21 protein-coding genes are annotated in these 17,785 nt (G+C 37.6%); 11 read left to right on the plus strand and 10 right to left on the minus strand.

The window, feature by feature from the left end:
* The first annotated feature begins 108 nt into the window (after nt 1-108).
* The 3 genes from FG382_RS17260 to FG382_RS17270 all read left to right on the plus strand — a co-directional run bounded on the left by FG382_RS17260 (nt 109) and on the right by FG382_RS17270 (nt 4,227).
* Nucleotides 109-1,176: an NAD(P)/FAD-dependent oxidoreductase gene (locus FG382_RS17260; RefSeq protein ID WP_142540128.1), complete on the plus strand. Its 1,068-nt coding sequence runs from the start codon at nt 109-111 to the stop codon at nt 1,174-1,176.
* Between the two features lie 708 nt (nt 1,177-1,884).
* The gene (locus tag FG382_RS17265) at nt 1,885-2,949 is read left to right on the plus strand and encodes a hypothetical protein (RefSeq protein WP_142540129.1); all 1,065 of its coding nucleotides are present in this window, start codon (nt 1,885-1,887) and stop codon (nt 2,947-2,949) included.
* 30 nt (nt 2,950-2,979) lie between these two features.
* Nucleotides 2,980-4,227 carry a hypothetical protein gene (locus FG382_RS17270; RefSeq protein WP_142540130.1) on the plus strand — a complete coding sequence of 416 codons (1,248 nt, stop codon included), beginning with the start codon at nt 2,980-2,982 and terminating at the stop codon, nt 4,225-4,227.
* A gap of 209 nt (nt 4,228-4,436) precedes the next feature.
* Here the strand turns inward: FG382_RS17270 and FG382_RS17275 are convergent, their stop codons facing one another.
* Nucleotides 4,437-4,763 carry a YuzD family protein gene (locus FG382_RS17275; RefSeq protein ID WP_142540173.1) on the minus strand — a complete coding sequence of 109 codons (327 nt, stop codon included), beginning with the start codon at nt 4,761-4,763 and terminating at the stop codon, nt 4,437-4,439.
* Between the two features lie 83 nt (nt 4,764-4,846).
* On the opposite strand from FG382_RS17275, the gene FG382_RS17280 reads away from it, so the two are divergent.
* Nucleotides 4,847-5,080, plus strand: a complete 234-nt coding sequence (locus FG382_RS17280) for a NifU family protein (RefSeq protein ID WP_100353777.1) — start codon at nt 4,847-4,849, stop codon at nt 5,078-5,080.
* A 154-nt stretch (nt 5,081-5,234) separates the two neighbouring features.
* Here the strand turns inward: FG382_RS17280 and FG382_RS17285 are convergent, their stop codons facing one another.
* Entirely contained in the window at nt 5,235-5,930 is a 696-nt protein-coding gene (locus FG382_RS17285) for a DUF2225 domain-containing protein (protein ID WP_142540131.1), read from the minus strand.
* Between the two features lie 168 nt (nt 5,931-6,098).
* Here FG382_RS17285 and FG382_RS17290 point away from each other — a divergent pair, with 168 nt between their 5' ends.
* From FG382_RS17290 to FG382_RS17305, 5 genes are all read left to right on the plus strand, one after another.
* Nucleotides 6,099-6,461: a HesB/IscA family protein gene (locus FG382_RS17290; protein ID WP_142540132.1), complete on the plus strand. Its 363-nt coding sequence runs from the start codon at nt 6,099-6,101 to the stop codon at nt 6,459-6,461.
* Between the two features lie 230 nt (nt 6,462-6,691).
* Nucleotides 6,692-7,903: an NAD(P)/FAD-dependent oxidoreductase gene (locus tag FG382_RS17295; protein WP_142540133.1), complete on the plus strand. Its 1,212-nt coding sequence runs from the start codon at nt 6,692-6,694 to the stop codon at nt 7,901-7,903.
* A 68-nt stretch (nt 7,904-7,971) separates the two neighbouring features.
* Nucleotides 7,972-8,466: an NUDIX domain-containing protein gene (locus FG382_RS17300; protein WP_142540134.1), complete on the plus strand. Its 495-nt coding sequence runs from the start codon at nt 7,972-7,974 to the stop codon at nt 8,464-8,466.
* A gap of 412 nt (nt 8,467-8,878) precedes the next feature.
* The gene (locus FG382_RS22765) at nt 8,879-9,004 is read left to right on the plus strand and encodes a YuiA family protein (RefSeq protein ID WP_170206570.1); all 126 of its coding nucleotides are present in this window, start codon (nt 8,879-8,881) and stop codon (nt 9,002-9,004) included.
* Between the two features lie 95 nt (nt 9,005-9,099).
* Nucleotides 9,100-9,426: a YuiB family protein gene (locus FG382_RS17305; RefSeq protein WP_188713353.1), complete on the plus strand. Its 327-nt coding sequence runs from the start codon at nt 9,100-9,102 to the stop codon at nt 9,424-9,426.
* 31 nt (nt 9,427-9,457) lie between these two features.
* Here FG382_RS17305 and FG382_RS17310 read toward each other — a convergent pair whose 3' ends face one another.
* The gene (locus tag FG382_RS17310; RefSeq protein ID WP_188713352.1) at nt 9,458-9,934 is read right to left on the minus strand and encodes a divergent PAP2 family protein; all 477 of its coding nucleotides are present in this window, start codon (nt 9,932-9,934) and stop codon (nt 9,458-9,460) included.
* 119 nt (nt 9,935-10,053) lie between these two features.
* On the opposite strand from FG382_RS17310, the gene FG382_RS17315 reads away from it, so the two are divergent.
* The gene (locus tag FG382_RS17315) at nt 10,054-11,556 is read left to right on the plus strand and encodes a leucyl aminopeptidase (protein ID WP_142540136.1); all 1,503 of its coding nucleotides are present in this window, start codon (nt 10,054-10,056) and stop codon (nt 11,554-11,556) included.
* A 59-nt stretch (nt 11,557-11,615) separates the two neighbouring features.
* Entirely contained in the window at nt 11,616-11,834 is a 219-nt protein-coding gene (locus FG382_RS17320; RefSeq protein ID WP_142540137.1) for a hypothetical protein, read from the plus strand.
* Between the two features lie 52 nt (nt 11,835-11,886).
* Here FG382_RS17320 and mnhG read toward each other — a convergent pair whose 3' ends face one another.
* Genes mnhG through FG382_RS17355 form a run of 7 tightly spaced genes read right to left on the minus strand, consistent with a single transcriptional unit; the run spans nt 11,887 to nt 17,658 of the window.
* The gene (gene mnhG / locus FG382_RS17325) at nt 11,887-12,249 is read right to left on the minus strand and encodes a monovalent cation/H(+) antiporter subunit G (protein ID WP_142540138.1); all 363 of its coding nucleotides are present in this window, start codon (nt 12,247-12,249) and stop codon (nt 11,887-11,889) included.
* Nucleotides 12,233-12,514 (minus strand): Na(+)/H(+) antiporter subunit F1, encoded by a 282-nt coding sequence (locus FG382_RS17330; protein ID WP_142540139.1) that lies wholly within the window; start codon nt 12,512-12,514, stop codon nt 12,233-12,235. Before FG382_RS17330 ends, mnhG begins: the two co-directional genes overlap by 17 nt.
* Nucleotides 12,511-12,990, minus strand: coding sequence for a Na+/H+ antiporter subunit E (locus FG382_RS17335; RefSeq protein ID WP_142540140.1), 480 nt, complete (start codon nt 12,988-12,990; stop codon nt 12,511-12,513). The genes FG382_RS17330 and FG382_RS17335 overlap by 4 nt, the downstream gene beginning before the upstream one ends.
* Nucleotides 12,990-14,447 (minus strand): Na+/H+ antiporter subunit D, encoded by a 1,458-nt coding sequence (locus FG382_RS17340; RefSeq protein WP_425328529.1) that lies wholly within the window; start codon nt 14,445-14,447, stop codon nt 12,990-12,992. Before FG382_RS17340 ends, FG382_RS17335 begins: the two co-directional genes overlap by 1 nt.
* A gap of 22 nt (nt 14,448-14,469) precedes the next feature.
* A complete protein-coding gene (locus FG382_RS17345; RefSeq protein WP_142540142.1) occupies nt 14,470-14,817 on the minus strand; it encodes a Na(+)/H(+) antiporter subunit C in 348 nt (115 codons plus the stop codon).
* Complete coding sequence (locus FG382_RS17350) at nt 14,817-15,239, minus strand: Na(+)/H(+) antiporter subunit B (RefSeq protein ID WP_142540143.1); 423 nt, start codon at nt 15,237-15,239, stop codon at nt 14,817-14,819. Before FG382_RS17350 ends, FG382_RS17345 begins: the two co-directional genes overlap by 1 nt.
* A complete protein-coding gene (locus FG382_RS17355; RefSeq protein WP_142540144.1) occupies nt 15,226-17,658 on the minus strand; it encodes a Na+/H+ antiporter subunit A in 2,433 nt (810 codons plus the stop codon). Before FG382_RS17355 ends, FG382_RS17350 begins: the two co-directional genes overlap by 14 nt.
* Nucleotides 17,659-17,785 lie beyond the last annotated feature (127 nt).

Here is a 17,785-nt window from a genome sequence, read left to right on the forward strand (position 1 = left end):
CGTCATGCTACTCCTTTTTTCGCCATTCGTCAACGCAGAAGCTCCCTTGTGAAAAGCATCACAATCATTTATAATTTTAGATGACATTCAAAGATGAGGGAGATAATTATGCGAAAATTAGTATTATTAGGTGGAGGATATGGTAATATGCGAATTTTGTCTCGTCTATTGCCAAATAATTTACCGCTTGATGTAGAGATTACTTTAATAGACCGAACACCATTTCATAGCTTAAAAACCGAGTTTTATGCGTTAGCAGCTGGAACATCCTCTGATCATGAGGTTCGAGTTGGGTTTCCGGAAAGTGATAAATTAACGATTAAGTATGGAGAAATAACGGAAATTGATGTAGAAGAAAAACAAGTATTATTAGCAGACGGTGGAGTAGTCTCTTATGATGATTTAGTTATTGGGTTGGGCTGTGAAGATAAGTATCATGGGGTACCTGGTGCGGATGAATTTACGTATAGTATTCAAACAATCGGACGTTCTCGTGACACATACACGAAACTTGGCGGACTTCCTGCTGGATCAATCGTTGGAATCGTTGGCGCAGGTTTAAGCGGGATAGAGTTAGCTAGTGAACTTCGTGAGAGTCGTCCAGATTTAAGGATAAAACTATTCGACCGTAGCCCACGTATTTTAAGAGATTTCCCAGAGCGATTGAGTAATTATGTGAAAAAATGGTTTGATTCAAACGATGTGGAAGTAGTTAGTAATTCAAATATTACTAAAGTAGAACCAAATAAATTGTATAATCATGAAGAAGTGATCCCTGTAGATGTGGTTGTTTGGACTGCGGGTATCCAACCAGCAGCTACAGTGCGTGCATTACCAGGTGATAAAGATAGTTCTGGACGAGCTATACTAACACAATATCATGATTTACCGGATTACGAGAATGTCTTCGTTGTAGGAGATTGTGCATCTCTTCCTTTTGCACCAAGTGCGCAATTAGCGGAGGAGCAAGCAGAGCAAATCGTGAAAGTCCTACAAGCCCGTTGGAAAGGTTTACCGCTTCCTGATAAAATGCCAGAAATTAAGCTGAAAGGCTTTATGGGTTCTCTTGGGAAGAAACAAGGATTTGCTTACATGGCAGATATTTCCGTAACTGGCCGTATTGCAAGATTGATGAAATCTGGATTGCTTTGGATGTATAAAAGACATAATGGTTAAATAACCTTAGAAACGTTGTAATCACAGCGTTTCTAGGGTTGTTTTTTTGTTCTTTTGGTTTTAAGAATGGGTGTATAATTTTCTCTAAACGATTAGGTACAGTATAGGAAACTGCTTTCCGCCGGCTTGGCTTCAGACGCTTCCCTTGCTCCTGCGCAAGCTCGTCGCAAATGCAAGTACTTTATTAGAAAGAAATTCCCATTGATTGTAGCGGAAGGTGGCGACTCCGACGAGATTAAGCGGTACAGGTGAGACCCCGCAGGAGCGTTAGCGACGAGGAGGCTCACCGCCCGCCCCGTGGAAAGCGTCCACCTGCAGCGAAAAATCTAGAGGTCACTTAATAAAACATTCTACCGCGCAGTTTTCCCTAGACTGCGTAAACTATCCAAAAAATAGTTGTTTTTATATACAAAATAAACATTCGGACTGCAAAGTTTAAAAGTATATTTTCTTAAATCTCATTACTATGAGTTTTGCAAAAAAAATAACTAACAAGAGGTTTAATATTTCTATTTATAGGAAATATAAAACTTGTATTTGTAAAATTAATCATGTGACAAGAAAAGTTGAAGGGCTTTTTTATTGCTTAGTGCAAGGTACTATTCATGAAAACTATAGCTAACTTAGGAGAGAAATAGTTTCCATAAAGTTGCCTATCAAAAATGAACGGTTACCCTCTTGAGAAACTAGAGGGAGGTGAATGACAATTTGTATAAGAGAGTAGTACAGGCAGCTATTATGCTTGGGATGTTAAGTGTACCAACATTTGCATCAGCGGATGGTGGATTACTAGGAAAAACGTTCAACAAATCTTCGAATCTTATAGAAACGGTGACCGACGGAGTGAGGGATACGGTTTCAGAAGTGCCGGTAACTGTTAAGGTTGCCGAAACCGAAGAACTGATCCAACCTGTTAGGAAAGTAGTGAATACCGTAGAGGACACTACGGAGAAGCTAGTGGATACGATGAAAAGTGAGAAGCCGATAGTTAACGTGAATGTTTCTTCCACCCCTTCTGCAGGAGTGGATATCGGTGTGGTGGAAGCAGAAGTATCCAAAACTCCAAGTGTAAAGGTAAAGACTTCTATTGTAAAAGCTGAATTAGATAATTCAGTAAAAGTAGAAGTTGATGTGTTAAAGGTTAATACACAGGAAACAAAGGATAAACTTCCGCAAATCGATGTAAGAACTCCTATTGTGAATGTGGAAACTACAAAAACTAAACAATCTACTCTAAATACAAATCCCGACCCTAAAACAGATACTGAACCATCATCAGTTTCTGTAAAGCAAACACCGGTAGAATCAGAAAGTACGGCACAAACAAAAGAAACTGACATTCCAGAAATAGAGCAACCCATTCAACTTGACCAATTATTGTTAGTGGATGAGCCTAAATATGGTTTTGAATCTCTTGAGGACCACCAGAAATCTTCTAAAGTCGAAGCGGAGACTAAACTAACGGATAGCGCTTCAAAAGGCGATATTGAAATGAAGGAAGAGAAGCAATCAGAATCGTTACCAAAAATGCCCACTAATGAATATAATCAGTTAAAAGTAGTGCCTACTTTTCAATCAGGTCCATCTACTTCGACAAAAACAGCTGGTTCAGGTGGATCTCTGCCACTTGCTGCCATGAATGAAATGGAAATGGCCATTGAAAATAGGGGTGTTATTTTCCCGACCATGACACGATTGTTATACGATCAGTGGTTGAATGCACCGCCGTCACAACCACCCCGACAATCTCTTTTTTCTATAAGTAGCATATAAAAAACTTATATTAAAAGGAGAGAATAATAAATGAAAAATGTACTCAGAACTTTAACAATTACAGGTGGATTGGCAGCTAGTTTATTAATTGGAGCAGGAGCAGCTTCTGCAGCAGAAAATGATTCTTTGTTGAATGGTGACCGTGGTTTATTAGAAAAATTAAACCTTCTAGGATCCGAAGATGAAAATAATAGCAATCTCGTAATTGATTCACAGAAAGATGCTAATTCTGATGTGAATGTAGAATCTACTGAAGATGCATATCAGTCTAATACAGAATCAGATGCAGAAGGTTCGGTTGAAGCAATGTATGAAAACGAAGAAGAAACGGCTTCATTGGACGCGGATGGAGAAGCTGAAGTAATGAATGAAACAGTAGTAGATGAAGAGAATGACATGTACTCATCTACAACAGAAGCAGATGCAGAAGGCACAGTTGAAGCAATGTATGAAGGTGAAGAAGAAACGGCTTCAGTAAATGCGGATGGAGAAGCTGAAGTAATGAATGAAACAGTAGTAGATGAAGAGAATGACATGTACTCATCTACAACAGAAGTAGATGCAGAAGGTACAGTCGGAGCAATGTATGAAGGCGAAGAAGAAACGGCTTCAGTAAATGCGGATGGGAATGCTGGATTAATGAATGAAACAGTAGTGGATGAAGAAAATGACATGTACTCATCTACGACAGAAGCAGATGCAGAAGGTACAGTCGGAGCAATGTATGAAGGCGAAGACGAAACGGCTTCAGTAAATGCGGATGGGAATGCTGAATTAATGAATGAAACAGTTGTAGACGAAGATAATGACACTTATTCTTCTATCTCAAAAGGTGCGTTTGGTAGTAGCTTAAATTCTATGTTCGAAAATGAAGATGATTCTTCTTATTTGAATGCAGATAATAATACTACTTTCATGAATATTATTGAATCAGACGAAGAAAACGAATCATCAACATTTGCTCTTGGAACTGATTCTGCTTCTTTCTTAGCTCTAGGTTCTGAAGACGATGAAAACGAAAATCATACAACATTAATGTCAGCCCTATCTGCATGGATCAAAGCAGAGCAAATGGAAGACTCATCTTATTTAGGGACTGAAGTAGATACTACATCTATGTTAGGTTTTGAATCAGAAGAAGACTCTTTCTTCTCCATGTTAGATGCTACAGCGAATCTTTGGGTAGAATCTACAGAAAATGAGGAAGAGAGTGATTCAAGCGAATTAGGATTAAATCTTAATCTTGGCTTGTTAGCGAGCTCTGAATCAAATGATTAATAACAACTATTGCTAAGCTTAAATTGGGTTTAAACACACCTGACTGCAGACATCCTTTAAAGGTTGTCTGCAGTTTTTATGTTATAATGCATTCGAATTATTCTAAGGAAATAGAGCAACCGGAATGTTATATTTTTGATATGATTCCAAATCAAAAAAACTTAGAAACAATGTTACTACACTGTCTCAAAGTTTTTTGCCTGTTATTCTTATTTACTCACATACCCATACTTCTCAAGTGCTGCATATACTGGTTTTAGCTGAATATAACCCTCACCGATCATCTCTTCATTAATCATAACTAGTGGATAGAAAAACTCATCTTCTGCGATTCGGTTTGCGATATCTTGCTGTCTTTCATTCTCAATTGGCTGCTCGATATCAATATACGTAAACGTTACTTCGTTTGTTGGAAATTTTCGGTTAATCGCAGCACTAAGCCATTCGTAAGTATCCTTAGAAGATGGCGCATTTACGCAACTGGCGCACACTACGTCGGCACCATAAATTTCTATATTTAACGCTTGAGGTTTCATCATTGTTTAGCTCCTTCGAATTCTTTATTGGATTTTTTCCCTTACTGATATTATAATGATTATAATGAAAGGAGTCGATAGATATGACTGATACAATGAATGAACAAGTTCAAGAAGTTTTAGATAAATTGCGCCCGTTTTTACTACGTGATGGGGGAGACTGTGAGCTTGTTGACGTAGAAGATGGTATTGTAAAGCTACGCCTTCTTGGAGCTTGCGGAACTTGCCCAAGTTCAACGATTACATTAAAAGCAGGTATTGAACGCGCTCTTTTAGAGGAAGTACCTGGAGTAGTGGAAGTAGAACAAGTATTTTAACTTCATTCAGCAGGGCCCACAAACCCTGCTGAATGAAGTTAAAGCCTCCGGCGGATGTCACAGATTTTCAGTGGAATTTATCGAGCAAGCTCGATAAAAATCTGGGCAAATACGCCAAGGCGAATTTGATTTAAATAAATAAAAAAAGAAGCCGTTAAACATAGGCTTCTTTTTCTTTTTGTTCTCGTATTTCTTGCCAACGTTCTTTTGCCATCTCTACAATTTTAGGCTCTAATGAGGTGCTCTGTTTTTCAATTACTTTCGAAAAATAACGTGTTGCATATTCCACGTCTCCAATCCTTCGGGATAACTCTGCTATCAAATATAGAACTTTCGTTTCAGACATTTGAGTTCCACTATAATCTCCATAAGAATAGGAGTCTACATAGCGATCCCTTGCTATTTCGATGAAGCGCAGTTCATCCGTCTGTTTTTGCTGCAGACGGTATAGCCAAGCGGTTCGTAGTGCCATACCCGCGATATTGATAAATTTCTCTTTTTTTATTGTTCCAAAAATAATTCCAAGTTTGTAGGCATTAATACCTTCTTCTATGCTTCTTTCATTTCCATATGAACGTGAAACCCATCTGCTTGCAATCTTTTCTTGAATTAGGTCTTTAATACCGGGAGCAAAGTATTTTGAAAACTCTTCTGTAAATGAAGCTCCGCAATGTTCACAAACGAATATATTATAGAGTAAAGGGTTTACCTCTTTGTTTTGATATATTGGTTGAAAGTCCGTAGCATAGGATTCTACTTTAACGAATTTTGATCGGACTTTAGTCGTTTTAAATTGTTTTTTACAGTGTAAGCATTCGATGCTTTTTTGATAATATGGAGAAATTTCCATAAAAAACCCTCTTTTCAGCCAGTTTGTTTCTAGTTCTATTATACTCCATTATTCTCTTGAAAGCGAAATAATTAATTTCTTATTGGATGTAATTGATTCAAGTAGTTTTCCTTGTCTAGATAGTAAAAACACTGCTATTATATACAAAAGGAAGGAATGGTGATTCAGATGACGGAAGTAGTAATTATATCTGAAGCGGCAGCTTACCGCGTAAAAGAAATGATGACGCATAATGGCGAAGAAGGATCTATGCTTCGCGTTTCAGTAAATGGTGGTGGATGTAGCGGTCTTTCTTATGGAATGGGTTTTGAACATGAAAAAAAGGAAGATGACATAGAGCTTATACAGCATGGGATTGATATTGTAGTATCGAAAGAGGATGCTCCGATATTAAACGGGACGACGATCGATTATAAAGAATCCTTAATGGGCGGAGGCTTTACAATCGACAATCCTAACGCTATCGCTTCCTGTGGATGCGGAACTTCATTTAGAACGGCTCAAAAAGCAGGAACTCCAGAGAACTGTTAAAAAGTGTGTGAGAGCATTTTCTCCTATTAGGAAATGCTCTCTTCCTATTTGTTATCTGTATATTCTAAACTAAACAATCCTTTAACAATGTATTGAAATAGCGTGATAAAAGGGATAATATAAGAGATAAGAGGTTTTTGTCGCAAATTAGACAAAAGAAAACGTTAAGATGACGAATAATTTGTGTCATAAAGGTCTTCTAAAATATATAAAAGGTGGTTGTGATTTTCTTGAAAAGACCAACAATTCTAGTATTAGGTGCCGGTTATGGTGGATTATCCACTGTAGTCAACCTTCAAAAATTAGTAGGAACAGATGAAGCAGACATTATTTTAGTGAATAAAAATGATTATCACTATGAGTCTACATGGTTACATGAGGCTTCTGCAGGTACTTTACGTCCAGATCAAGTTCGTTACGATGTAAAGAGTGTTATTAACCAAAGCAAAGTAACTTTTGTAAAAGCAACAGTTGATGCAATCGATGTTAATACAAAAAAAGTCGCAACTAGTGCTGGTGAGTATACATATGACTACCTAGTAATTGGTTTAGGTTTTGAAGGGGAAACTTTTGGAATTCCTGGCTTAGATAAGTATGCGCTTTCGATTGCGAATGTAAATGCAGCTCGTCAAATTCGTGATCATATTGAATATCAATTTGCTAACTGGTCAACTGACGATGTGCAAGACGATACTCGTTTAACAATCGTTGTAGGTGGAGCAGGATTTTCTGGTATCGAGTTTTTAGGTGAATTAGGAAACCGTATACCTGAACTTTGCAAAGAATATGACGTACCGAAAGAAAAAGTACGTGTAGTATGTGTAGAAGCAGCTCCAATGGTACTTCCTGGATTTGACCCAGAATTAGTGGAGTACGCTGTAAGACGTTTAGAGTCTAAAGGAATTGAATTCTCTATTGGAACACCAGTAGTAGAAGCGACTCCAGAAGGCGTTAAAATTAAAAAAGGCGAGGACGAGTTCGAATTCATCACTGCTGGTACAGTTGTATGGGCAGCAGGGGTTCGTGGAAATCGCTTAATCGAATCTTCAGGAATTGAAAATATGCGTGCTCGTGTTAAAGTAGAGAAAGATATGCGTGCTCCTGGTTTCCCAGATGTTTTCATCGTTGGAGACTGTGCACTTATGATTAATGAAGAGATTAATCGTCCATATCCACCTACTGCACAAATTGCTATGCAACAAGCTGTTACAATCGCGAAAAATATTGTTGCTCTAATGAAAGGCAATGATACAGAAGAGTTTGTACCTGCACTTAAAGGAACAGTATGTTCACTTGGAGAGCATGATGCAATCGGTGACGTAATGGGTAGAAAACTTACTGGAACAAAAGCTTCCATCATGAAAAAAGTAATTGATAACCGTGCACTTTACATGATCGGTGGAGTTCCACTTGTACTGAAAAAAGGTAAATTTAGCTTATAATATATAAAATTTGTAGCTCCCCCTAATTTTAAAGGTGGGAGCTTTTTTAAAGGGGATGTTGTTGATATATGACAAGAAAAGATCGAGGAAATGTCTGGTTAGGGGTAGCCGGTTTAGTGATAAACTATATGGGTGAGTGGCTTGTAGTGAAAAAAAGATATGGCGGACTTGATGGAAGATGGTCGCTACCAGCTGGTTTTGTTAACAATGACGAAACGGTAGATGAAGCAGCATTAAGAGAGGTTAAGGAAGAGACTGGGGTAGAATGTTTAGTACAGCATATGATTGGTTTTAGAAGTGGTGTTATCGAAAATAAGGTCAGCGATAATATGGCTATTTTTCTATTGCACCCCATCGAAAAAGATCCTATTCTCCAAGCACAACTATCGGAGCTATATGAAGTGAAATGGATCCATCCATCTAAATTATTGCATGATGAAAATGCTTCCGTTATGATCCGGGAATTGGCAGAAAAGAAATTTGAAGATGGGTTTAGCACCCTTGACGGTATAAACCCGGGGGATGTTTTTGGTTATACGAGTTATAAATTGTTCATTAAGTAATTTTGCTTATATCTAGATTTTGAACTGTCAGAGAAGCTAATAGTGCTAGCGTCCTTGACAGTTTTTTTGATATGTCTCAGTCGTACCCCTTTTAAGGTAATGAAACAAAATATAAAAGCATAAGGTTAATGAGGAGATACATTGACACCTCCTAAGCAGCGCTGTCTTTCTTCAAATAGGTTAGTTATTTTAAGAAATGGTTGCTTTCATGACTGGTTGGTTGCTCATAGCCATTACCTGGATGTCCCCATAAGGGAAAATTCTTTAGATATTGTTTAATAGTAAGTCAAAACTGAATAAGCAAGCGATTCCCATGAATTTTTGTTGAAGCCGGACTCTTTTTTACTTTACAAATAAATCTATATGTGATATATTATCAGAATATTATAATAACTATAAAGGAGCGGTTCGAATGGATAAGGTGAAACAAGAAGTAGTTACTAGAAATTGTCCGTATTGCAAAGGGGAAGGCTATTTTCAATTACGCTTAGGCGGTTCTGAAACTTGTAATTGCTGCAATGGTTCAGGGAAAAAGTAATTCCTTTATGACAAATAGGTGAAAATACACAAGTAGATTGAATACTCTCCTCCGTTAAGGTAAACTAGTAAAAGATGCTACGGAGGTAATAGATTATGGGAGATTTTATGCTTGTGCAAATGATCATTTCGGTGCTCATATTTTTTGTCATGTTTTTTGGAATCGCTTTTTTACTTAATATGCTACTTAGAATGACATGGTTTATGGCAATTGTTTATCCTATCGTTGTCATATTTATAATTGATGAAGTTGCTTTTTTTGATTATTTCACAAAGCCAGGAATTGCTTTCTCAGCACTTGGGGAAAAGTTAATGTCACTGCATGCAGCAGATATTATTATCTTGTCTAGTGGACTTGTAGGGGCGATTGCAGCTGGGTTTGTTATTAAATACTTAAGAAAAAATGGATATCAAATGTTCTAAAAGGATGACTCACTTAGAGTCATCCTTTTTCTCATACTATTACCGTATAAATAATGATAGAAATCGCGATACCTGTTAGAGCACCCATGAATACTTCGATCGGTTTGTGGCCGAGTAAGGTTTTTAACTCTTCAATTTTCTCTTCGCTTTTCATATGAGACCATTCTTTTGTTTGGGTAACAAAATTTTGAAAGTCTACGCGCATTTGGTTGATGACTAATGCTTGTTTGCCTGCTTGAAAACGAACACCAGTCGCGTCAAACATGACAATAACAGCAAATACAGTTGCAACTGCAAAGAGGTTCGAATCAATTCCTGTTTCATACGCAATTGCGGTACAAAGCGAGGTTACAGCAGCAGAGTGAGAACTAGGCATTCCACCAGTAGAAGTGAATAGTTTCCAATCTAATTTTCTTGTTACCAGAAAATGAATAGGAATTTTTACAAATTGAGCAAAGAAAATAGAAAAAAGTGCAGCCATTAATGGTGTGTTTTGGAGGATTGCCAAAGTAGACACCGCCTTTCAGTGAACTTAAGTAAGTACAGTATAACACATTCATACAATTCGAAAAATGAATCTTCTTCCTATATAATAAGAATGAATCCGAATAAGTAGGGGGAAAAATAATGATTATTAGTACAAATGAAGTATTATTCGATGAAATTCAATCTGAAACACTAGTGGTGGCCGTTTCAAAACATGCGGAAAACACAAGTAAATGGGAAGCGTTCCTAAGTAGTTATGGAGAACATATTACAGAATGGGTAAAGAGTGGAGACATTTCATCAGAACTTAAAAAGATTGTAAAAGTACCTGTAGCGAATAAAGAAACTTTAAAAAGAATTCTTTTTGTAGGAATTGGCGAACGTAAACAATTAACTCAAGAAAATATTCGCGAAGTTTTTGGTCTTGTTGGAAAAGAATTATTAGCGAGCAAACCTGAGTCATTAGCAATTTGGATTCCATCATTTAGCACAGAGTCTATTTCGGACGGAGATATCGCTTATTTAGCTGCGGAAGGCCTTACAATGGGTTCATTTGTATATGAAGGATATAAAACATCTTCCAATGTTCCGGATTATTATTTACCAGCAATTGAGCTTTTAACCGATGAGGATAGTGATGAAATAGTTTCTTACTTTGAAGTGGGGACAGTTTATGCGGATGCAGTAAATGAAGCTAGAATTTTAGTAAATACTCCAGGTAATGTCCTGACTTCTACACAATTGGGAGAGTATGCACGAGAACTAGGCAGTACATATAATTTTGAAACAGAAATTTTAGGTAAAAAAGAAATAGAAGAGCTTGGGATGGGTGCTTTACTCGCTGTCAACCAAGGATCCGTAGAAGAACCAAGATTAATCGTTTTAAAATACCAAGCTACTGAAAAATGGGAAGATGTTGTGGCACTTGTTGGTAAGGGGATTACATTTGATACTGGTGGTTACTCCATTAAAACAAAAACAGGTATTGTCGGGATGAAAGGCGATATGGGGGGAGCAGCTGCAGTACTAGGTGCGATGCAAATCATTGGTGAGCTTCGTCCTAACAAAAACGTAATTGCAGTTATTGCATCGACTGATAATATGATCTCTGGCAATGCATTTAAACCAGATGATGTGATTACTTCAATGAGTGGGAAAACGATTGAGATTTTAAACACGGATGCAGAAGGTCGCTTAGTGCTTGCTGATGCAGTAACGTATGCTAAACAGCAAGGTGCAAATTACATTGTAGACGTTGCTACATTAACTGGTGGTGTTATTACAGCACTTGGTTATGATAAAACCGGAGCACTTACAAATAATGAAGAATTTTTCGAGACGTTCATGGAAGCATCTCTTGAAACAGGAGAGTTTACTTGGAGATTACCTTTGACGGAAAGCGATAAAAAACGCATCCGTAAAAGTGATGTAGCGGATCTAAACAACTCACCAGGTAGCGACGGTCATATGATTTTCGGTGGTGGATTTGTCGGAGAGTTTGTGGAAGAGACACCATGGATTCATTTAGATATTGCTGGTACTTCTGATACGAAAGCTGCACATGATTTCGGGCCAAAAGGCGGTACTGGTGTTATGGTTCGTACTCTTGCTACATTAATCGAACGAATGGCTGACGAAGAGTAGGGAAAACGCACAGCCTATTACTCCTAAACCGCATACACTGTTGGGAAAGGAGGAACAGCATGGTACGATATAATAGAGGTGGCTTTGGTGGTGGATTTAGAGGTCCTGGCTTTGGATTTGGAGGTTTTGGTGGTCCATTTATAGGAGGCTTAGTTGGAGGTCTTTTAGGTTCTTCATTTGGAGGATATGGTTACAACAGATATCCATATTATCCGCCTTATCCACCATACCAACCATATCCTTATTACCCTTATTATCCATATTACGGTGGTTTTTAATAAAAAAAGCTTTTGCAACGCGCGAACTTTAAGCGGTTGCAAAAGCTTTTTATTATTTTCTACGTTCTCTTTTTTTCTTTAATGCTTCTGCTAAATCATCTCGGACCGTTTTATCCCACAATTTTACACCAGATAAATAGGCCGCACGTCCCATCATATGCCCACCAACCGGACCTGTGACAAATAGGAATAGGATACCTAGTAAAATGCGAGAATTAAAATTACCTTCATTTAACCAAAAGTGAAAAAATACACCTAGTAAAATACACATGACTCCGAGCGTTGCGCTTTTAGAGGCAGCATGTGCTCTCGAAAAGGCATCTGGAAGTCGTATTAAACCGATGGCAGTTACTAATACGAAGATTGTTCCAATAGATATTGCGGCAACTATAAGTATATTAGCTATTACGGTCACGTTGAATGATTTCTCCCTTCTCCGTGAATTTAGAAAAAGCAACAGTACCTATAAAGGATAAAATCGCTAAAAGCAAAATAACTTCTAAGAAAAATCCTGTATCAAATAATATAGATATCAGGCCAATTAGTGATATGATACCAACCCCAATAGCATCAAGTGCAATTACTCGATCTGGAGTAGAAGGCCCCTTTACTAAACGGTAAACAAAGCCAAGAAGCGAGATGCTTATTAATACGACAATAACCCATAGAAAGGTTGTCATGACCTGCTCACCTCCAATATGGCTTTCTCAAACGTATCTCGAATCGAATCAATCGCTTCATCCACATCATCTAAATCAAGCGTATGAATATAAAGCGTCTTATTATCATCCGAAATAGCAATGACCATCGTTCCTGGTGTCAGTGTAATCAGACTCGATAAAAGCGTAATTTCCCAATCTTTTTCAAGTACAGTCGGCATGGCAAATATTGCAGGACGAATCTGCATTTTCGGTTTTATTATTAACAATAAAACCGAAATATTGGATAACGTAAGCTCTTTGAAAAATAAAATGATCAGTTTAATCACTGCCCAAACTTGGTCCAAATAAAATCTAGAACTAAATGATTTTCGCAACAAGAATAACATGAATAACCCTAATAAATATCCTACGATAAAGGTAGTAGGTTTAAATGACACGGATAAAAACATCCATGTGACTGCAATGATGACATTCAATAATATTTGAAAAGCCATTATTTCCCCCCTCCAAATACTGCATCCGTATAAACAGAAGGATCTAGTAGAACTGTAGTGGCATCAGTCATAAACGGAACTAGATATTCCGATCCAACTCCATATAAAACAGTAATCACAACTAACGTGATAGTTGGTGCCAATAAATGACGATACGTTCTTGGCTGAACTTGCTGTACGCCTTTTTCTTCTCCCCAAAACGCATAGATGAAAATGCGGATAGCAGAAAGTAAAACGATTAAGCTAGAAGCTAATATGAAAATACTTTGCCATAGAAGCTCTCCTTCTAAGCCACCTTGTACAATTAATAACTTCCCGATAAATCCACTAAGCGGAGGAATACCCGCAAGCCCAAAAGCAGCGATTAAATAACTCCAACCAAGTACCGGATAACGTTTGATCAGTCCACCCATTTTACGTAAATCGGATGTGCCGGTAATGTGAATAATAACCCCTATTAGTAAAAATAGTGCGCCCTTAATCAGGATATCATGGATCAGATAAAATATAGATCCCATCATTCCACTTTCGTTCATAACCGAAGCTCCAAAAAGAATGACACCAACCGCGATGATAATATTATAGATAACTATCTTTTTCACATCAAAGTAAGCAAGCGCGCCTATACATCCTGCGATAATCGTAAGGATAGATATGATCATCAATAACTCATGTGTGAAACCAATATCAGTTGTAAAAAATAAAGTGTACGTGCGGATAATTGCATACACACCGACTTTTGTCAGTAAAGCACCGAATAGTGTAAGTACTGGAATTGGCGGGGCAGCATATGATCCTGGTAACCAGAAGAATAGGGGAAATATAGCTCCTTTTATTCCAAATACGATTAAAAATAACACTGCAATCACGGTTACAATTCCGGCTTGTCCAATGGCTGCCAATTTGATTGAGATATCGGCCATATTCAGCGTTCCGACGATAGAGTATAAATAACCAACTGTAATAACAAACAAAGAAGAAGAAACTACATTTACTAATATGTATTTAATAGATTCTCTTAGCTGCACTTTTTCTCCGCCTAGTACGATCAGCACATAGGAAGACATTAATAATACTTCAAAAAATACAAACATATTGAAAATGTCACCCGTTGTAAATGCACCGTTCACGCCAGTAAGCATAAATAGAATCGCTGGGTAATAAAACGACGTTTCTCGTTTTATTCCAATGGAAGTAAAGCTAAACCATACAACAAATAAAGCGATTAGTAGAGAGGATGTCACAAGTAGCGTGGACATCATATCGGAAACCATTGTAATTCCAAATGGAGGTGCCCAACTACCTAGTGTAAGGCTTTGAACGCCATCCGTTTTCACTTTCCAAAGTAAAGCAAATGCAGAAACGAGTGCTGTGAGCAAACCAAGGGTCGTGATGACTCGCTGTGCTTTCACTTTTTTCGGGAAAAATAATAATATGGTTGCAAATAGGAAAGGGATGAGGACTGGGAATAATAATAAGTTAATCATTGTCTTCAGTTCCTTTCATTAAATCCATATTGTCTGTACCAAGCTCTTTATATGTGCGGTAAGCTAACACTAAAGAAAAGGCGGTTACACCAAAACTAATAACAATTGCAGTTAGAATAAGCGCTTGGGGCAGAGGATCTACATAATCCTTTACCGTTACCCCTTCTGTTAAAACCGGAGCGGCTTTTCCACCAAGCCCACCCATCGTTAATAGTAGTAAATGTGTACCATGACTCAATAAACCAGTTCCAATAATAATCCGAAGTAAACTTCTGGATAGTATTAAATAGACGGCAGCCATAAATAGAAAGCCGATTAAAATGGACATCAAAATCTCCATTATTCATCTCCTCCTATCATTTGTATAATCGTCATTGTAACTCCAACAACTACTAAGTAAACACCTGTATCGAAAAACATAGCGGTATGGATAGATGTTTTACCGAGTAAGGGTATATTAAAATAATCATACACATGTGTAAAAAACGGAACATTAAAGAAAATGGAACCAGCAGCAGTAGCAATGGAGATTAATAATCCAATTGCCGTTACAACTGTGTAGTTGACGGGTAACATTTCTTTCACCGTTTTTAAATCGAATGCTAGTAGCAATAGTACAATTGCACTTGACATTAATAACCCACCGACAAATCCGCCACCAGGTGTATAATGACCTGCAAAAAAGATGTGGATGGAGAATAGAAAAATGATGAAAAATACTAATTTTGTTGTCGTTTGAATAATCAAATCATTTGTTTTCAATTTTTCTAGCTCCTCTCTTCTTTGCAAGTCTTAGCGTAATCATGCCAATAATTCCAAGTGATGCGATTGTTAGAACGCTAATCTCAAACAACGTATCAAATCCACGGTAATCGACTAGAATAACGTTTACAATGTTACCCCCGCCAGCTTCCGAGTAGACCGTATCTTTATAATACTGGGAGATAGAAGGAATAAGCTTTTGGGAATGAGAAGAAATGGCTATTAATGTAACCATAACACCTACTCCAAGTGCAATGAGGAAGTTACCTAAACGGAATCCACGGTCTTCTTTTCCTTTTTCATGTTTATTTAACTTCGGTAAATGATAAAAGGCACCTAAAAATAACGCGACAGATACTGTTTCAATTACTAATTGTGTTAATGCCAGATCTGGCGCTTTAAAAATAATATAAAACAGCGCTACTGTATATCCAACCGCTCCGAGCGCGATAACTGCAGTAAGTCTAGACTTAGTAAATAAAATGGTGATCGTTCCAATAATCAATAGGATGGAAATAAGGATTTCAAAGAACCGAATAGGTGCTAAGGCGTCCAAACGAATAGCAAATGCATCTTTTATCCACATCGTTCCACCGAGCAATACAATAATCGCAGCAAACATATATACAAAGTAGTTACGAATAGATCCTGTCATATAGATGGATGAAAAACGATGTGCACCACTATCACCAAGTCGCATTATCCCATCATACATTCCATTTAATGAGACTTTTGATGGAAGTGCGTTATACATAGCTCTCCATTTGGGAATAGTCATATACAAGAGATAACCGACTAAAAATACCCCCAACGTCATATATAAAGCCGGTGAGTCGAAACCATGCCAAGCTTTAATCGAAAACCCAACATCCGAAGGGACTTTATATGCTAATGGTTGAATAGCTGCAACAGCCGGTTTGATAAAAGCGTTTCCAAAAAAGTTTGGAATAAAGAAAATAATAACAACTAGTGTTGCTAAAATTCCGGGAGACACAAGCATGCCAATCGGAGCCTCATGAGCGGCTTTTGGTAATTGTTCAGGTTTATACTTGCCGCGGAATGTGTAAAATACAAAGTACAAACTATAAACAAATGTAAATACACTTGCTATCCAAGCTACAATTGGGAACAGAATCCACCAAGAATCCATTGCGTAAAGATCAAAATGTTGTAAATTTAGAACCGCATCTAAAAACATTTCCTTACTTAGAAATCCGTTAAACGGTGGCACCCCAGCCATTGATAAGCTCCCAATTAGTGCAATTGTAAAGCTAACAGGCATTAAGCTCATAAGTCCACCTAATTTACGAATATCGCGTGTTCCTGTTTCATGATCGATAATCCCGGCAATCATGAACAAGCTCCCTTTAAACGTCGCATGATTCATTAGATGGAAAATGGCAGCAAACGTAGCGAATGTAAAAGTGGTTACTAAATCACCTGTAACATGATAAGCAATCGAACCAATTCCAAGTAAAGACATGATTAAACCCAGTTGACTGACCGTAGAAAAGGCCAGAATTGCTTTTAAGTCTGTCTGTTTGACAGCGAAGAATGAACCCCAGAACAATGTGAGAATACCAATGCCGGTCACAAGCCAAACCCAAACTTCCGATAGGGCAAAGATAGGTGTAAATCTAGCGACTAAATACAATCCTGCCTTAACCATGGTAGCAGAGTGTAAATAAGCACTAACTGGTGTTGGAGCTTCCATTGCATCAGGTAACCAAATATAAAAAGGAAACTGTGCGGATTTAGTAAATGCCCCTATTAATACTAATACAAGAGCCCATACAAAAAGGTCATGTCCAGCAATTGCTGTTGCTTCTCCAATTAGTTCTCGAATAGAGAAAGTATCTCCAATGATTCCAAGGATCAAAAATCCTCCAAGCATCATGAGCCCACCAAAGACCGTTATCATCATGGACTTTAGTGCACCAAAGCGCGAACGATCTTTCGTATACCAATAACCAATTAGTAGAAAAGAAGAAATAGATGTTAATTCCCAGAAGAAGTATAAGCTGATCAAATGATCTGATTGTACAACTCCAAGCATCGCACTCATAAACATTAGTAAATACACGTAGAAGTTCCCTAATTTTTCTTTATTCTTATCTAAATAAAAGATAGAGTAGAGAACAACAAGTGTCCCAATCCCAGTTATTAATAATGAGAAAAGTAAACTTAATCCATCTATATAAGATATAAATGAAATTCCCAAGGATGGGATCCAAGGTAGCTCGTCCACATAAGTTGATCCATCCATAACGGTAGATATATACGTACCGTAGAAAATAACTAGTAGCAATGGAATAATGAGCACAAACCACCCCGTATGTATACTAGAAACCCTTTTAAACAATAACGGAATCAGCAATGCGGCAATAATCGGTAAAAATATTGCAAAAACTAAGGACAAAGAAATCCTCCTTTCAATGATATGTATTTTAACTTGACTCAGCAGAAGTCTGCCACTTTTTTAAGTGACGTGATAAACACCGGAATGCATTTCAGAGGGAATCTAAATTCCCTACACCCGCGCAAGG

Origin of the sequence: Psychrobacillus lasiicapitis (assembly GCF_006861795.1) — a bacterium.
Taxonomy (GTDB): Bacteria; Bacillota; Bacilli; order Bacillales_A; family Planococcaceae; genus Psychrobacillus; species Psychrobacillus lasiicapitis.

Excerpts from the sequence above, each read along its gene's own strand:
- FG382_RS17280 (WP_100353777.1), top strand. The coding sequence starts at position 4,847 with ATGACTGATACAATGAATGAACAAGTTCAAGAAGTTTTAGATAAATTG.
- FG382_RS17275 (WP_142540173.1), bottom strand. The coding sequence starts at position 4,763 with ATGAAACCTCAAGCGTTAAATATAGAAATTTATGGTGCCGACGTAGTG.
- FG382_RS17290 (WP_142540132.1), top strand. The coding sequence starts at position 6,099 with ATGACGGAAGTAGTAATTATATCTGAAGCGGCAGCTTACCGCGTAAAA.
- FG382_RS22765 (WP_170206570.1), top strand. The coding sequence starts at position 8,879 with ATGGATAAGGTGAAACAAGAAGTAGTTACTAGAAATTGTCCGTATTGC.
- FG382_RS17260 (WP_142540128.1), top strand. The coding sequence starts at position 109 with ATGCGAAAATTAGTATTATTAGGTGGAGGATATGGTAATATGCGAATT.
- FG382_RS17335 (WP_142540140.1), bottom strand. The coding sequence starts at position 12,990 with ATGGCTTTTCAAATATTATTGAATGTCATCATTGCAGTCACATGGATG.
- FG382_RS17300 (WP_142540134.1), top strand. The coding sequence starts at position 7,972 with ATGACAAGAAAAGATCGAGGAAATGTCTGGTTAGGGGTAGCCGGTTTA.
- FG382_RS17305 (WP_188713353.1), top strand. The coding sequence starts at position 9,100 with ATGGGAGATTTTATGCTTGTGCAAATGATCATTTCGGTGCTCATATTT.
- FG382_RS17330 (WP_142540139.1), bottom strand. The coding sequence starts at position 12,514 with ATGACAACCTTTCTATGGGTTATTGTCGTATTAATAAGCATCTCGCTT.
- FG382_RS17315 (WP_142540136.1), top strand. The coding sequence starts at position 10,054 with ATGATTATTAGTACAAATGAAGTATTATTCGATGAAATTCAATCTGAA.
- FG382_RS17270 (WP_142540130.1), top strand. The coding sequence starts at position 2,980 with ATGAAAAATGTACTCAGAACTTTAACAATTACAGGTGGATTGGCAGCT.
- FG382_RS17320 (WP_142540137.1), top strand. The coding sequence starts at position 11,616 with ATGGTACGATATAATAGAGGTGGCTTTGGTGGTGGATTTAGAGGTCCT.
- FG382_RS17285 (WP_142540131.1), bottom strand. The coding sequence starts at position 5,930 with ATGGAAATTTCTCCATATTATCAAAAAAGCATCGAATGCTTACACTGT.
- FG382_RS17345 (WP_142540142.1), bottom strand. The coding sequence starts at position 14,817 with ATGGAGATTTTGATGTCCATTTTAATCGGCTTTCTATTTATGGCTGCC.